The organism is Streptomyces sp. NPDC008163 (assembly GCF_042956885.1).
Lineage (GTDB): Bacteria > Actinomycetota > Actinomycetes > Streptomycetales > Streptomycetaceae > Streptomyces > Streptomyces drozdowiczii_A.
In genome coordinates this window covers 489,437-504,976 of the sequence record NZ_JBIBHG010000001.1, presented here as the reverse complement: position 1 = coordinate 504,976, position 15,540 = coordinate 489,437, and the positions used below count along the sequence as shown (strand labels likewise).

Below are 15,540 nucleotides of genomic sequence, written 5' to 3'. Positions count from 1 at the left end.
TTGGCGCTCATCCGGTGCCGACCGCACTCATTTGATCATCCGACCCTGGCGCCCATATGTCCAGGGGGTCGCCCATGTGAGCATCCACACGTGATTCCGGACCGTATCCGTTACCTACGGAGGCGTAGGTACGATGCGGGAATGACTGCTGCCGCTGCCGCACCCGACAACGCCGGCCCCCGTCCGGCCACGCTCGCCGACGTCCCGCTGAAGCCACGGATGCGCGGGTGGCTGCACGCCGGAATGTTTCCCGCCGTGGTCATAGCGGGCATCGTGCTCGTCGCGCTCTCGGACAGCACCCGGGGCCGGATCGCCTGCGCGATCTACGTCGTGACGGCGTGCCTGCTGTTCGGCGTGAGCGCGGTCTACCACCGCGGTACGTGGGGGCCGCGCGGCGAAGCCGTACTGCGCCGGCTCGACCACGCCAACATCTTCCTGATCATCGCGGGGACGTACACCCCGCTCACCCTGCTCCTGCTGCCCGCGTCGACGGGCACCCCGCTGTTGTGGGCGGTGTGGGCGGCGGCGCTCGCCGGCATAGCGTTCCGGGTCTTCTGGGTCGGCGCCCCGCGCTGGCTGTACACGCCGTGCTACATCGCGATGGGCTGGGCGGCGGTCTTCTTCCTGCCCGACTTCATGCGGACCGGCGGGATCGCGGTGCTGGTGCTGGTGGTCGTCGGCGGTGTGCTCTACAGCGCGGGCGGCGTCATCTACGGCATCAAGAAGCCGAACCCGTCACCGCGCTGGTTCGGCTTCCACGAGGTGTTCCACTCGCTGACGCTCGCCGCGTTCGTGGTGCATTACGTGGGCATCTCGCTGGTGGCGTACACCCACAGCTGACACCTTCGCCCGATGTGCGCGGGGGCACCTCGGGGGCGCCCCCGCGCAGGTGTCACGCCCCGCCGAGCGCGCGGGCCAGTGTCTCCGCGTCCGTCGTCGGGGCGTCGCAGACGAAGTGCCTGCACACGTACGCGGTCGGCGCTCCGTCCGCCATCGGCCGGCCGGCCAGCAGCGGGAACTCCGCCCCGCCCGGCTCCCCCGCCGCGACGACCGCGCCGGGCGCCCGCCCGAGCAGGGCCGTCCGGTGCAGCTCCCCGCCGACCGGCCCGGCGACGGCCACCTCGCGCGGCCCGTCGAGCAGCGCCTCGGCCACCGCGAGCCCCCAGCCGATGAAGCGAGGGGCGCGCGGCCCCAGCGCCTTCACCACGCCCAGGGACTCCTCGGCGGCGGTGCGGTGGGGCTCGGAGCCGGTGTGCGCGGCGTACGAGAGGAGCGCACCGGCGGCGGCCGTCCAGCCGGCCGGGGTCGCGCTGTCGGTGGGGTCCTGGGGGCGCCGGATCAGCCGCTCGGCGTCGTCCGCGGTGTCGTAGAGCTCGCCGCCCTCGCCCCGGAAGTGCTGGAGCACGATGTCCAGCAGGAACCCGGCGAACTCCAGCCAGGCGCCCTCGCCGGTGACCGCGGCGAGCGCGAGGAAGCCCTCGGCGACGTCCCCGTAGTCCTCCAGGACCCCGGCGTGGTCGCCGGCGCGTCCGTCCTTCGACGTCCGTACGAGCCGGGCGACGGGGCCCATGTGCACCCGCACCAGCAGATCGGCGGCCTCGGTGGCCCGCTCGATCAGGTCCGGCCGGTCGAAGAAGGCACCGGTCTCCGCGAGCGCGGCGACGGCCAGCCCGTTCCAGGCGGCGACGATCTTGTCGTCGCGGCCGGGGCGCGGGCGCGCGTCCCGGGCGGCGAGCAGCCGCTCCCGTACGCCGGCGGCACGGGGGTCGTCGGGGTCCCCGGGCAGCTGGAGTACCGAGGAGCCCTCCTCGAAGGTGCCCTCGTCGGTCACCCCGAAGTGCTCGGCGGCGAAGGCGGCGTCCTCCTCGCCCAGCACCTCGCGCAGCTGCTCCGGCGTCCACACGTAGTACGCGCCCTCGACGTGCTTGCCGTGCGCGTCCTCGCTGTCGGCGTCGAGCGCGGAGGCGAAGCCCCCTTCGGGCGTCCGCAGCTCGCGCACCATGAAGTCGGCGGTCTCCAGGGCCACCCGCCGGGCGAGTTCGGACCCGGTGGACCGCCAGAGGTGGGCGTACACGCGGCAGAGCAGCGCGTTGTCGTAGAGCATCTTCTCGAAGTGCGGGACGACCCATTCCCGGTCCACGGCATACCGGGCGAACCCGCCGCCGAGCTGGTCGTAGATCCCGCCCCGGGCCATCACCGCGCAGGTGTCGGCGGCCATCTGAAGGGCGCCGTCGGCCCCGGTGCGGGCATGGTGGCGCAGCAGGAACTCCAGCACCATGGACGGCGGGAACTTGGGCGCGCCGCCGAATCCGCCCCGCTTCTCGTCGTAGTCCCGGGTCAGCCCGAGCAACGCCTGCGCGAGCTCCGCCTCACCGGGCGGCCCGTCGCCGCCGAGGGCGAGACTCCGCTCGGACAGGTCCCGCACGATCCGCCCGGCGACCTCCCCGACCTCGTCGCGCCGGTCGGTCCAGGCGGCGGCGACCCCTTCCAGCACCTGCCGGAAGGAGGGCATCCCGTGCCGGGCCTCGGGCGGGAAGTAGGTCCCGAAGTAGAACGGCTCCGCGTCCGCGGTCAGGAACACGGTCATCGGCCACCCGCCCTGCCCGGTGGCCGCCTGCACCGCCTCCATGTACACCGCGTCCACATCGGGCCGCTCCTCGCGGTCCACCTTGACGGACACGAAGTGCTCGTTCATGTAGGCGGCGGTCACCTCGTCCTCGAACGACTCGTGCGCCATGACGTGACACCAGTGACAGGACGAGTACCCGACGCTGAGCAGCACGGGCACATCCCGCCGCCGCGCCTCCTCGAACGCCTCGGACGACCAGGGCCACCAGTCGACCGGATTGTCAGCATGCTGAAGCAGATACGGCGAGGTCACACCAGCCAACCGGTTCATGCGGGCCAGCCTCTCACAGCGCCGGGCCCGGGCGGGTGACGCGCAACGGGCGCTCCGGGGTCCGCGATTCACACCGGATTCACACCGTCCGCCGACCTGCGTGGAACGGACCGGCGGCACGCTGCGGGGTATGGGAAGGACACTCGACACCAGGGCACACGTCACGCGCCTGCTGCAGCGCACGGGGTTCGGGGCGGCCCCGGACGCCGTGGACGCGGCGGAGAAGGCGGGGTTCGAGGCGACCCTCGCGCGCGTGCTCGGCGAGGGGCGCGACGCCGGTGCGGAGGCTACGCCCGTACCCGAACCGGGTCCGCTGCCTCCGCGCAACAGCAAGCGGAAGGAGAGGAAGGCCGCCGGCTCACCGGAACCGATGCCCAGTGCGTCGGGCACCGCGAAGGACCCCAAGAACGACCCCGTGCGCAAGGCGTACCGCGAGGAGCTGCGAAAGCAGCGGGCCGAGGCCACGCACTGGTGGCTGGAGCGCATGGTGGCCGCCGAGCGGCCGTGGACCGAGAAGCGCACCCTGCTGTGGCACAACCACTGGGCGACCTCCATCCAGAAGGTGAAGTCCGGGGCCGCGATGCTCCAGCAGAACGAGACGCTGCGCCGGCTCGGCGGGGGCGATTTCCGGACGCTGGCCCGTGCCATGGTCGTCGATCCCGCCCTCATGGTGTGGCTGGACGCCGACGGCAGCACCGCGAAGGCGCCCAACGAGAACCTCGGCCGCGAGCTCATGGAGCTGTTCGTACTCGGTGTCGGCAACTACACGGAGAACGACGTGCGCCAGGCCGCCGCGGCCCTCACCGGCTGGACCCTCGACCGGCACAGCACGCCGTGGAAGGCCCGGTTCCGGCCGGGTCGGCACGACCAGGGGCGGCAGACGGTCGTCGGGGAGACCGCCGACTTCTCGGCCCGTACCCTCATCGACCACCTGGTGAGCCTGCCGGACTCGCACGCACACGTGGCCGGACGCATGTGGGGCGCGCTGGTGAGCAACGAGAACAAGCCGTCGAAGACGGCCCTCGCGCGGATCACCTCGGCGTACGGGGCGAACCGGGACACCACCGCGATGTTCCGTGCGATGTTCACCGACGACGCCTTCGCGGACCCTGCGAACGTCCTGGTCAAGCAGCCCGTCGAGTACGTCGTGGGCAGCCTCAGGGCACTCGGCGTACGCCCCTCGAAGCTGCCGGACAAGGCCCGTGAGCAGTTGCTGACGCGCACGCTCGCGGGGCTCGGTCAGGTGCCGTTCGCACCGGAGAGTGTGGGCGGCTGGCCGGCCGGCGCCGCGTGGCTGACGACGTCGGCGGCACAGGTGCGGATCGGCTTCGCACAGGGGCTCGTCAAGCACGCCGATCTCGGCGATGTGGAGGACGCGCCGGCGAAGGAGCGGCCCGATCTCCTCGCCCGCGTGCTCGGCGTCGGCGCCTGGGGCGACGCCAGCAGGGGCGTACTGAACGCCGCCGCGCGCGACCCGCACAAGGTGACGGCGCTCGCGCTGACCGCGCCCGAACATCTCGTACTGAGCTGAATCCGAAGGAGACGGAGCACGTGGACACGTGGAGCCGACGCAAGTTCCTGACCGCGAGCGGTGTCGCCGGCGGGGTCGCACTCGCCGGCGGGGCGACCGCCTGGGGCGTGAGCGAGCTGCTCGCCACCGGATCGTCCGGCGGCGGCGACAGTGATGCCTCGACGCTGGTGCTCGTCACCCTCTACGGGGGCAACGACGGCCTCAACACCCTGGTGCCGGCGGCCGATCCGCACTACCGCGACCTGCGCGGCGATCTCGCGTACGACGAGGACGAGGTGCTGCCGCTGGGCGAGGGGCTGGGCCTCAACCCGGGGATGAAGGGCCTGAAGAAGCTCTGGGACGACAAGCGGCTCGCGGTCGTCCGGGGCGTCTCGTACCCGAAGCCCGACCACAGCCACTTCCGCTCGATGGCGATCTGGCAGACCGCGTCGCCGTCCGGGCCCGTCCCCTCCGGCTGGCTGGGCCGCTGGCTCGACCACGAGGGCGGCGGGGACCCGCTCCGGGCGGTGTCCGTGGGGGCGACGCTGCCGCCGCTGATGGCCGGGGAGACGACGGCGGGCGCGGCGGTCCGGCTCGGCGGCAAGAAGCTGCCCGACGCCTGGCAGCGGGCCTGTACGGAACTGGCCCGCGTCGACCAGGACGCGCACCCGCTGCTGCGGCGGGCCGGGACTTCGCTCGCCGAGCTGACGAAGGTGTCCGCGGCCTTCGACGGCAGCGGGAAGACCGACCGGGAGGATCCGAACGAGCCGCGCGACGAGGACGAGGGCAACGACGGCGCGTCGGCCGGCGGTCAGGGCGAACTCGGTGCCCAGCTGGACGTGGTGGCCAAGGCGATCGAGGCCGGCGTCTCCACGCGGGCGTACAGCGTGAGCCTGGGCGGCTTCGACACGCACGCCAACGAGAAGGCGACCCAGTCCCGGCTGCTCGGGCAGCTCGACAAGGACCTCACCGCCTTCCTGGAGCGCGTGCGGAAGACGCAGGCGGGCCGGAAGGTCGTCGTCGCCGTCTACTCGGAGTTCGGGCGGCGGCCGAAGGCCAACGCCAACCAGGGCACCGACCACGGCACGGCGGGCCCGGTCTTCGTCCTCGGCGATCCGGTCCGGGGCGGGTTCTACGGCGACCAGCCGAGCCTCACCGACCTGACGGACGACGACCTCCGCGTCACGACCGACTTCCGGGACGTGTACGCCACGCTGCTCCGAGGCGTCCTCGGCACGGACCCCGGCAAGGTCCTCGACGGACACGACACGACGCTGGCGTTCCTGTGATCACCGGTGGCGCGCCGGCACCGGCAGGCTGACGCGGACCCTGGTGCCCTCGCCGGGCGGGCTCGCGACGTCGACCGTGCCCCCGTGGGCCCCGGCCACCGCCGCGACGATCGCCAGGCCGAGACCGCTGCCCTCCCCGCTGTGGGCGGGCGACGCGCGGTAGAAGCGGTCGCATACGCGGGGCAGGGCATCGGCGGCGATGCCGGGGCCGGTGTCCTCCACCGTGAGCAGGGCCTCCCCGCCGTCGTCGGCGCTGCGCACCGTGACCCGCGCCGGGGTGCCGTCCGGCGTGTGATTGCGTACGTTCGCCAGCAGGTTGTCGACCACGCGGCGCAGCTGTTCGGCGTCCCCGCGGACGACGACGCCCGGCTCGGCGACGACCGTCAGCGGCGTTCCCGGGGCGACGACCCGGGCGGCGGACGCGGCGTCGCGGGCGATCGCGGCCAGGTCGACGTCCTCCCTTTCGCGCGCGGGCACGGCGTCCAGGCGGGCGAGCAGGAGGAGGTCGTCGACCAGGCGGCGCATCCGCAGGGCCTCGGTGGTGATGCCGTGCATCGCGCTGTCACGCTGCGCGGGCAGGGCCAGGACCCCTTGGTGGTGCAGGTCGGCGTAGCCGAGCACCGCGGTCAGGGGGGTGCGCAGCTCGTGCGAGGCGTCGGCGACGAACCGGCGGAGCCGGTCCTGGGTGGCCCGCTGCCCGGCCAGCATGGTGTTCAGGGCGAGACCGAGGCGCCCGACCTCGGTGTCCGCGTCGGCGGGCGCGACCCGGCCGGTGCGGTCTCCGGCGGCGATGGCGTCCGCGTCGGCTGCCATGGTCTCCAGCGGGCGCAGGCCCCGTCGCAGGATCCACAGCCCGGCTCCCGCGAGGAGGATCAGGGCGCCTCCGGTCGCCGCGCCCTCGATCAGGAGGAGGCGGCGCAGCGTGCCCTGCACCTGGTCGAGCGGTGTGGCCACGATCAGCGTGCCGCGGCCCGGGACCCGGGCGGTGAGCAGCCGGTAGTCGGGGCCTCCGGGCCGGGCCGGGCCGACGGTGACCGGGGTGCCGCGTCCCGGTTTCGGCAGGGGCCTCGGCAGCTCCGGGGCCGCGTCGGCCGGGTCGCGCAGGCGCGGCACGAGCTCCCGTACCGTGCCGTCGGGCTTGCGGAGCTGGAGGTAGAACTCGGAGGCGCCGAGGAGGCGGACGTCGTTGCCGAGCCGCGCGTCCGCGCCGGGCTCCGCGAGCTGGTGCGCCACCCGTCCGCGTACCGCGCGCAGGGTGACGTCGGCGTCGGCGGTGAGGTAGCCGCGCAGTGCGCCGTAGACGACCGCGTCGAGGGCGACGAGGGCCACCGCCGCCAGTGCCAGCAGGGTGAGGACGAGCCGCCCGCGCAGTGAGCGCGGCCGCCGCCGGCCGGCGGTCACGGTGTCCCCGGCTCGCGCAGGATGTATCCGATGCCGCGCCTGGTCTCGATCAGGGGCGGGCCGAGCGCGTCCAGCTTCCGGCGCAGGTAGGAGATGTACGTCTTCACGACGCCCGGGTCGCCGTCACCGAAGTCCCATACGTGTTCCAGGAGTTGTTCGTGGGTGAGGACACGGCCCCGGTAGGTCAGCAGGTGGTGGAGGAGGCGGTACTCGGTCGGTGAGAGGTCGATACGGCGACCGGACCGCCGCACCTCGTAGGTGGCGGTGTCCACTTCGAGGTCGGCGCAGCGCAGCACCTGCTCCGGTGACCGGCCCTCGCCCCTGCGCAGCACCGCCCGCACGCGTGCGGCCACTTCCGCGAGGCGGAACGGCTTGGTGATGTAGTCGTCGGCGCCCAGGTCGAGCCCGTCGACGACGTCCGTGCCGCTCTCCCTGGCGGTGAGGAAGACCACCGGCACCGTGGAGCCGCCCTGGCGCAGCCGCCGTACGACGTCGAATCCGTCGAGGTCGGGAAGCATGACGTCGAGCAGCACGAGGTGCGGGTCGTGCTCGCGGGCCGCCGCGAGGGCCGCCCGCCCGGTGGCCGCCTCGGTGACCTCGTAGCCGAGGAATCTCAGCGAGGTGGCCAGCACGTCGAGAATGGCCGGCTCGTCGTCCACGACGAGCAGCCGAAGGCCGTGCGCCTCGTCGGGTGTGCTCATGACCGGCCATCCTGGCATCCGCTGTCGGGGGCGCTTCCCCGGGTGCCCGCTCCGCCCGCCCGCATCCCTCGCGCGGGCGCCCCGTACCAACGACACTGGTACCTCGCGACCACCGGAGCCGGAGGGGGACGACAGATGCGGATGCGGGACGGTCACCGGGCCGACGCGGAACGGCTGTTGGTCAGGGCCGTGGAGGAAGAGGCACGACGTGGCGGCGGCCGGACGGACGCGTCCGTCCTGCTGCCCAGGGCGCGGGCCGCCCTCGACACCATCGCGGAGGGCGCTGCCGAGGAGTACGCGGCATATGTGGAGGCTCTCGACGCCTCGGCAAACGGGCAGCGCTTCCGCCGGGAGAGCATGGCGACGCCGTTACTGGTCACCGGTGTCGCCGCCGCGGCGGCCTTCGGCGCCGACGTGGCGCTCGGCACGGCGTCCGGGCTCGCGCTCGGCGCGGGCGCGGTCGTCGCCGTGGCGGGGGCCACCGCGACGGTCGCCAAGGCCACCGCCTCGCACCGCCCGGCCGAGCGTGCGGGCGCCCGTCCGGACCAGCTGCGGCTGCAGTGGCTGGCCGCGCTGGACGTACGGGGCATACGCCCGTTCCTCGACCAGCAGCGGATGCTCGCCGCCACCACCCGGGCCCCGGCGAAGAAGGCCGCCGCCAAGGCGCGGACCCCGCTGCGCGGCGGGGACCGGAGCGCGGCGGCGCGGATGCGGTCGCTCCTGGAGCAGTCGTTCGGCCATCTCCCGGCGGCCGACGGGCTGTTCGCGGGGCGGCGGGGCGAACTGGCCCGCATCGGGCAGTGGGTGCACGCGGCCCGCGCGTCGACCGAGACCAAGCCGACCGTCGTCGTGCTGCACGGCCCCCCGGGCGCCGGGCGCACCACGCTCGCCGTGCGGGCGGCGCACGAGCTGAAGGACCAGTTCAAGGGCGCGTGCGTGGTGGACCTGCGCGGTGACGCGGAGGGCGAGGCGCCGCTGCCGACCCGGGACGCGCTGCTGCACCTGCTGAACCGGCTGGGCGCGCCCCGCGAGCAGTTGCTGTTCCGGGACAGCGCGTCGGCCGAGCAGCAGGTGCGCCGGCTCGGTGAGCTGTACCACCAGCATCTGACGGGCACCGCCGTGACGATCGTCCTGGACGACGCCCGGGACGCGGAGCAGGTCGCCCTGCTGATCCCGGAGCGCTCGGACAGCCTGGTCCTGGTCACCGCCCGCGAGCCGCTGGAGCTGCCCGAGTCCCTGCCGGCCTGGGTGCACCGGCTGGAGGTCGGGGCCCTGGATCCGGGCGGGGCGGAGGAGCTGCTGCGCGGGGTCTCCCAGGAGGCCGATCCCGGCCCCTACGACTATCCGTCCAGCGAGGCGATCACCGGACTGTGCGGCGGGCTGCCGCTGGCCCTGCGCGTCGCCGGTTCCGCGCTCGGGGCGCGTACGGCGGACGTGCTGGCCGCCGACCTCGCAGCCTACGGCCCGGTGCCGCCGGTCGAGCGGGCCCTGTGGCTGCGCTACACCGACCAGTCCGAGCAGGCCCGGCGGCTGCTGCGGCGCCTCGCGCTGGCGGGCCGGGCGAGCCTGGGCGCGGCGGCGGCAGCGGCCCTGCTCTCCGCCGACGAGCAGGAGGCCGGCCGGCTGCTGACGGCCCTGTCGGGGGCCGGGCTGATCGACCACGTGCGCGGCTCCCGCTACCGGCTGCACGACCTGGTACGCGGCTTCGCCCTGGCCCGGCTGCTGGACGAGGAGGAGCCGGCCGAGCGCGCGGCCGCGCAGGAGCGGCTGATCGCGAACTACGCGGAGCTGGCCGGTGCGGTGATCCGGATGGTGGACGGCAAGATGTCGACCCGGGCCGGGCAGTTCGGCTCGCACGGCTTCAGCTCGCTGGACGCGGCCCTGCGCTGGCTGGACGAGGAGTCGAGCTTCATCACCTCCGCGCTGCGGCACGCGGAGGGCGTCGACCAGGCGGCGGTGCTCGCGCTGCTCGGCGCGCTGTGCGACTACTGCCTGCTGCGCGGCGACCTCTACCGGCTGGGCGAGATCAGCGAGCTGTCCCAGGCGGTCGACCAGGGGCTCCTCGAACGGTCGGTGCGCTGGCGTACGGGCATCGCGGCCCGGCAATTGGGCGAGCTGGACAAGGCCCGCACCACGCTGTCCTCCGTCGTCGGCCTGTACCGGGAGGCGCAGAACGACGCCGGTACGGCGCTGGCGCTGTGCTCCCTCGGCATCACGCTGCACCACCAGGGCAATCTGACCGAGGCGGCGGCCCGGCTCCGCGAGGCGATGGAGCTCCAGCTCGCCGCCGGGCAGGACGAGGACCGGGCCTGGTCGCTGCACGCGCTGGCCGCCGTCGAACGCGACCGGGGCAACCTGTCCGAGGCGGTGGCCCTGCTGGACACCGCGCTCACCCTGCACCGCGAGGGCGAGTCGCTGCACGGCGAGGCCTGGACCCGTTTCCAGTCCGGCCAGGTCCGGCTGCGCCTGGGCGAGGTGGAGCGGGCCGAGGCCGAGCTGCGCGCCGCCCTCGATCTGTACGGGCGGACCCGGGACGAGCGCGGCACGGCGTGGGCGACGACCCAGCTGGCCCGGGCCCGGCTGCTGGACGGCGAACCGGGCGCGGCGGTCGAGCAGCTGACCGCGGCCCTGGCCCGCCACCGGGACAACGAGGACGCGCGCGGCGAGGCGTGGACCCTGTACTACCTGGGCCAGGCGCTGGAGGAGACCGGGGACACGGTGGATGCCGTGCGGCAGCTGGAGCGGGCCCGGACGATGTTCTCGCGGATGCGCGATGTCTACGGTCTCGCGTGCGCCCGGCACCACTCGGGGCGCGTCACCCGGGACCAGCGGGCCGCCCAGACGGGCAACCTGCGCAATTCCGGCTTCGCCCGCCAGCTGCTCGCCGACGCGCGGGCGGACTTCCGGCGCATCGGGGTCGCCCACGGCGAGGCGTGGACCTGCCTGGACCTCGCGCTGATCGACGCGGGCAACCAGCGGACGCCCCAGGCCCTCGGGCTGTGCGACGAGGCGGTCGCCCTGTTCGAGTCGTACGGGGACGCGCGCGGCGCGGACTGGGCGCGCTTCCTGCGGTGCACGCTGCTGCCGTACGCCTCACCGGGGGGCGTCGAGGTGGGCACGGTCGTCGCCCAGCAGGAGCTGGCCGACCTCCGCGCGGCCGGCCACCCGGCCAGGGACCCCAAGGTGGACGACGGCGCGGACACGTACCGCGTGATCCTGGACCGCGGCGCGGACCTGGAAACGGGCTGGCAGGCGTGGTCGCTGCACTTGGTCCCGTCCCGTCGGACCCGGGAGATCATGGGCGTGGCGGTCCATTCAAGCCCGCCCGGCGACTGAGGGCATCTTTTCGCCGAACGACGGCGGCGGCGGGGACAACGTCCGTACGCACCCCGCCCCGCCGTGCTACTTCCGCTTCGCGGACCCGGCCACCGGCTCGGACGCCGGCTCCGCCGGCCCCGGCTCCGCCGGCCGCTCCTCGAAGTTCACCCGCCCCATGTGCCGGTTCATCGACTTCATGAGCGCCCACACGCCCACGGCGAGCGCCGCGAAGACGATGAAGCCGAGGACCCCGGGGGTCACCTTGTTCTTGTCGAGTTCCTCGGCGAGCGGGACGAGGTTCGTCAGTGCCTGAGTCGCGTACATATCAGGCATTGTCGCGGATGCCCGCGAAGAGGTCGCTCTCGGGGAGGGAGGTATCGACCAGAGACTTCGCCAGCTCGTACTCCTCGGTCGGCCAGACCTCCCGCTGGATGTCCATCGGGACGCGGAACCAGCCGCCGTCCGGATCGATCTGCGTGGCGTGCGCGATGAGCGCCTTGTCCCGGATCTCGAAGAAGTCCGCGCACGGAACGTGCGTGGTCAGGGTGCGCTCGGCGCGCCCGAACTCCTTCCAGCGCTCCAGCCACTCCCCGTACGGCGACTCCATGCCCCGGGCGAGCAGCGCCTCGTGCAGGGCGACCGTGCGCGGCCGGTTGAAGCCCTGGTTGTAGTAGAGCTTCTGCGGCGTCCAGGCGGGGCCGAACTCCGCCTCGGGGAACTTCTCGGTGTCCGCAGCACCCTCGAAGGCGATCATCGAGATGGTGTGGGTCATGATGTGGTCGGGGTGCGGGTAGCCCCCGTTCTCGTCGTACGTGGTGATGACCTGCGGCCGGAACGCGCGGATCTGCGCGACGAGGCGGCCGGCCGCGACGGTCTCGTCCTCCAGGGCGAAGCAGCCCTCGGGGAGCGGCGGCAGCGGGTCGCCCTCGGGCAGGCCCGAGTCCACGAAGCCCAGCCACTCCTGCTTGACGCCCAGGATCTCCCGGGCCTCGTCCATCTCCTTGCGGCGCACCTCGTGGATGTTCTCCTCGATGTACGCGTCGCCCTGGAGTTTCGGGTTGAGGATGGAGCCGCGCTCGCCTCCCGTGCAGGTCACGACCAGCACGTCCACCCCCTCGGACACATACTTGGCCATGGTGGCCGCGCCCTTGCTCGACTCGTCGTCGGGGTGAGCGTGTACGGCCATCAGTCGAAGCTGCTCAGTCAAGACTCGATCCTCAGTCATTGGTCGCGAAGTGCAACTTCTATAGTGACTGAACCGGGGGGTGGAAAATTCCTCGATCCCCGGTACGGGAGGAACGATCATGACGGCGGTGCGCGAGGCGCTTCCCGAGAACCGCTACGGCCGCTCCGCGGACCGGCGCGCGGACCGCAAGCTCAAGATCATCGGCTCCGTGCTGGGCGTCGCCCTGCTGGGCGTGGTCGGCTGGATCGGCTACGACTACGTGGGCGGCAAGGGCCTCAGCGCCGAGATGATCAAGTTCAAGGTCACCTCGGACGACCGCGTCGAGGTGCACCTGGAGGTCCGCAAGGGCCGGGACGACCAGGGCTACTGCACCCTCCGCTCGCTGAGCGAGAACGGCACCGAGGGCGCCCGCAAGGACTTCCGCTTCGACGACGACAGCGACCGGATCGACAGGATCCTGACCCTGCGGACGACGTCCCGGGCGACCGCCGTCGAACTGCTGGGCTGCACGGAGGACGGCGGGGCGTCGAGTTGACCGCAGCACGCCCGTCGTAACCCCATTTAACCTGCCCTGACCTGCGATTTCCGCAGTCGGGACTTTTACCTTCTCCCCCTTTTCCCGGTGAATTGTTAGGCTCGTGGTTTCGCCCACCCGCCGCAGCGCATGCTTGCGGGTAGGGCGTTGCTTTGTATTCCCAGTACCGACGAGGAGCACCCTGTGACCCAGACCAGCGAAAACGTCACCTGGCTCACGCAGGAGGCGTACAACCAGCTCAAGGCCGAGCTGGAGTACCTGTCTGGTCCCGCGCGCACGGAGATCGCCGTCAAGATCGCGGCGGCCCGTGAGGAGGGGGACCTGCGTGAGAACGGCGGGTACCACGCGGCCAAGGAGGAGCAGGGCAAGATGGAGCTCCGGGTGCGCCAGCTGACCCAGCTCCTCGAACACGCGAAGGTCGGCGAGGCACCGGCCGACGACGGCGTGGTCGAGCCCGGCATGGTCGTCACGATCGCCTTCGACGGCGACGAGGACGACACGATGACCTTCCTTCTGGCCTCCCGTGAGTACGCGAGCGCGGACATCGAGACGTACTCCCCGCAGTCGCCGCTCGGCGTGGGCGTCAACGGCAAGAAGACCGGTGACAACGCCGACTACGAGCTGCCGAACGGCAAGACCGCCACGGTGAAGATCCTGTCGGCGAAGCCGTACACCGGCTGACCCGTACGTGAGAGAGCCCCGGCCGCGCGGTGCGGCCGGGGCTCTTCCGTGTCCGGGGTCGTCCGGGTGTCCTCAGTGCGAGACCGAGCGGTACTTGCGTACGGCCAGGGTCCGGAAGACCACGATGATCAGCACGGACCAGATGAGCGAGGCCCAGACCGGGTGCTCCATCGGCCAGGCGCCGGTCACCGACTTCGGGACGCCCTCGATGGTGTTGCCGAACAGTTCGCGGGCCGCCGCCACCGTGGCACTGAAGGGGTTCCACTCGGCGACGTACTGCAGGAAGGCCGGCATGCCGTTGACCGGTACGAAGGCGTTCGAGATGAACGTCAGCGGGAAGAGCCAGATCAGGCCGCCCGAGGTGGCCGCTTCCGGGGTGCGGACGGTCAGGCCGATCAGCGCGCCGATCCAGGTGAAGGCGTAGCCGAGGAGCAGCAGCAGCGCGAAGCCGCCGAGGACCTTGCCGATGTTCTCGTGGGTGCGCCAGCCGACGAGCAGGGCGACGCCCGCGAGGACGACGAGCGTGACGGCGGTCTGCACCAGGTCGGCGAGCGTCCGCCCGGTCAGCACCGCGCCCCGGGCCATCGGCAGCGACCTGAACCGGTCGATGAGGCCCTTGTGCATGTCCTCCGCGATGCCCGCGCCGGCGCCCGCGGTGGCGAAGGTCACCGTCTGCGCGAAGATGCCGGCCATCAGGAATTCCTTGTACGCGCTCGCGCTGACGCCCGCGCCCGGGATGGCGATCGAGCCGCCGAACACGTACGTGAAGAGCACCACGAACATGACCGGCTGGATGATCCCGAACAGGATCATCTCGGGGATCCGGGTCATCCGGATGAGGTTCCGCTTGCCGATGACCAGTGAGTCGCGGACCGACTGGCCGATGCCGCCGCCCGACCGTGGGGCGGCTGTACGGGCTTCGCTGAGGGCGCTCATTTCTCCGTCTCCGTTCCGGGGTTCCCGGCCCCGTTCTTCTCCTGCTCGGCCGCGTGGCCGGTGAGGGAGATGAACACGTCGTCCAGGGTGGGGCGGCGCAGCCCGATGTCGTCGATCTCCACGCCCTGGGCGTCGAGGTCGCGGATGACCTCGGCGAGGAGCTTGGCGCCGCCGTCGACCGGGACGGTCAGCTTGCGCATGTTCGGCAGGACGGTGGTCTCGCCCTCGCCGAGGCGGGTGAGGACGGTGCGCGCGGGCTCGATCTGCTCGGGGTCGTGCACGACGACCTCGACGCGCTCGCCGCCGATGCGGGCCTTGAGCTGGTCGGAGGTGCCGCGTGCGATGACGCGTCCGTGGTCGATCACGCAGATGTCGTGGGCGAGGTGGTCCGCCTCCTCCAGATACTGCGTGGTCAGCAGCAGGGTCGTCCCGCCGGCCACCAATTCCTCGATGACCTCCCAGAGCTGCTGCCGGTTGCGCGGGTCGAGCCCGGTCGTCGGCTCGTCCATGAACATGACCGGCGGGGACACGACGAGCGCCGCCGCCAGGTCGAGGCGGCGGCGCATGCCCCCGGAGTACGTCTTGGCGGGGCGGTCCGCCGCGTCGGCCAGGTTGAAGCGGTCGAGCAGCTCGCCCGCCCTGGCCTTCGCCGCGCGCCCGCTCATCTGGTAGAGCTGGCCGACCATGCGCAGGTTCTCGCGGCCGGTCAGATATTCGTCGACGGCGGCGAACTGGCCGGAGAGCCCGATCGAGCGCCGCACCTCGTTGGGGTTCTTCAGGACGTCGATCCCCGCCACGAAGGCCCGGCCGCTGTCCGGTCTGAGCAGCGTCGTCAGGACCCGGACGGCGGTCGTCTTGCCGGCCCCGTTGGGGCCGAGGAGTCCGAGTACGGTGCCTTCCGGCACATCGAGGTCGACGCCGCCGAGTGCAGTGACGTCACCGAAGGTCTTGACGAGCCCTTCGGCGTAGATGGCGCCTGGCATATGGGATTCCCCCAGTGCGTTCGGGTGGCTACCTCTCAGGTCCAGATCCTAGGGACGCCGGAGGTGCCGTGCCCGGTGAACACACGAGCGGCGCGCAGATC

General features: G+C 72.6%; 13 protein-coding genes. 6 read left to right on the top strand and 7 right to left on the bottom strand.

Annotation, left to right across the window (positions count from 1 at the left end):
- Positions 1–141 precede the first annotated feature (141 nt).
- Complete coding sequence (locus ACFZAT_RS02485) at positions 142–840, top strand: hemolysin III family protein (RefSeq protein WP_391258905.1); 699 nt, start codon at positions 142–144, stop codon at positions 838–840.
- 52 nt (positions 841–892) lie between these two features.
- Here the strand turns inward: ACFZAT_RS02485 and ACFZAT_RS02480 are convergent, their stop codons facing one another.
- On the bottom strand, positions 893–2,899 hold the full coding sequence (locus tag ACFZAT_RS02480; protein WP_391258903.1) for a DUF255 domain-containing protein: 2,007 nt from the start codon (positions 2,897–2,899) through the stop codon (positions 893–895).
- A gap of 130 nt (positions 2,900–3,029) precedes the next feature.
- On the opposite strand from ACFZAT_RS02480, the gene ACFZAT_RS02475 reads away from it, so the two are divergent.
- Together ACFZAT_RS02475 and ACFZAT_RS02470 are read left to right on the top strand one after the other, a co-directional pair.
- The gene (locus tag ACFZAT_RS02475; RefSeq protein WP_391258900.1) at positions 3,030–4,430 is read left to right on the top strand and encodes a DUF1800 family protein; all 1,401 of its coding nucleotides are present in this window, start codon (positions 3,030–3,032) and stop codon (positions 4,428–4,430) included.
- Positions 4,431–4,450: 20 nt separating this feature from the next.
- Positions 4,451–5,698, top strand: a complete 1,248-nt coding sequence (locus tag ACFZAT_RS02470) for a DUF1501 domain-containing protein (RefSeq protein WP_391258897.1) — start codon at positions 4,451–4,453, stop codon at positions 5,696–5,698.
- On the opposite strand, the gene ACFZAT_RS02465 is transcribed toward ACFZAT_RS02470, so the two are convergent.
- Positions 5,699–7,099 carry an ATP-binding protein gene (locus ACFZAT_RS02465; protein WP_391258894.1) on the bottom strand — a complete coding sequence of 467 codons (1,401 nt, stop codon included), beginning with the start codon at positions 7,097–7,099 and terminating at the stop codon, positions 5,699–5,701. It lies immediately after the preceding gene.
- The gene (locus ACFZAT_RS02460) at positions 7,096–7,800 is read right to left on the bottom strand and encodes a response regulator (RefSeq protein WP_391258891.1); all 705 of its coding nucleotides are present in this window, start codon (positions 7,798–7,800) and stop codon (positions 7,096–7,098) included. The genes ACFZAT_RS02465 and ACFZAT_RS02460 overlap by 4 nt, the downstream gene beginning before the upstream one ends.
- A gap of 135 nt (positions 7,801–7,935) precedes the next feature.
- Here ACFZAT_RS02460 and ACFZAT_RS02455 point away from each other — a divergent pair, with 135 nt between their 5' ends.
- A complete protein-coding gene (locus ACFZAT_RS02455; protein ID WP_391258888.1) occupies positions 7,936–11,136 on the top strand; it encodes a tetratricopeptide repeat protein in 3,201 nt (1,066 codons plus the stop codon).
- A gap of 66 nt (positions 11,137–11,202) precedes the next feature.
- On the opposite strand, the gene ACFZAT_RS02450 is transcribed toward ACFZAT_RS02455, so the two are convergent.
- Together ACFZAT_RS02450 and mca are read right to left on the bottom strand one after the other, a co-directional pair.
- Positions 11,203–11,442: a hypothetical protein gene (locus tag ACFZAT_RS02450; protein ID WP_391258885.1), complete on the bottom strand. Its 240-nt coding sequence runs from the start codon at positions 11,440–11,442 to the stop codon at positions 11,203–11,205.
- A 1-nt stretch (position 11,443) separates the two neighbouring features.
- On the bottom strand, positions 11,444–12,325 hold the full coding sequence (mca, locus tag ACFZAT_RS02445) for a mycothiol conjugate amidase Mca (protein ID WP_073964258.1): 882 nt from the start codon (positions 12,323–12,325) through the stop codon (positions 11,444–11,446).
- A 97-nt stretch (positions 12,326–12,422) separates the two neighbouring features.
- Between mca and ACFZAT_RS02440 the strand changes: the two genes are divergently transcribed.
- Together ACFZAT_RS02440 and greA are read left to right on the top strand one after the other, a co-directional pair.
- Positions 12,423–12,839, top strand: a complete 417-nt coding sequence (locus ACFZAT_RS02440) for a DUF4307 domain-containing protein (protein WP_391258882.1) — start codon at positions 12,423–12,425, stop codon at positions 12,837–12,839.
- A 183-nt stretch (positions 12,840–13,022) separates the two neighbouring features.
- Positions 13,023–13,520 (top strand): transcription elongation factor GreA, encoded by a 498-nt coding sequence (gene greA, locus ACFZAT_RS02435; protein WP_018101005.1) that lies wholly within the window; start codon positions 13,023–13,025, stop codon positions 13,518–13,520.
- A 72-nt stretch (positions 13,521–13,592) separates the two neighbouring features.
- Here the strand turns inward: greA and ACFZAT_RS02430 are convergent, their stop codons facing one another.
- Both ACFZAT_RS02430 and ACFZAT_RS02425 read right to left on the bottom strand, forming a co-directional pair.
- Positions 13,593–14,456, bottom strand: a complete 864-nt coding sequence (locus tag ACFZAT_RS02430) for an ABC transporter permease (protein WP_391258877.1) — start codon at positions 14,454–14,456, stop codon at positions 13,593–13,595.
- Positions 14,453–15,439, bottom strand: a complete 987-nt coding sequence (locus ACFZAT_RS02425) for an ATP-binding cassette domain-containing protein (protein ID WP_391258874.1) — start codon at positions 15,437–15,439, stop codon at positions 14,453–14,455. Before ACFZAT_RS02425 ends, ACFZAT_RS02430 begins: the two co-directional genes overlap by 4 nt.
- Between the last annotated feature and the right edge of the window lie 101 nt (positions 15,440–15,540).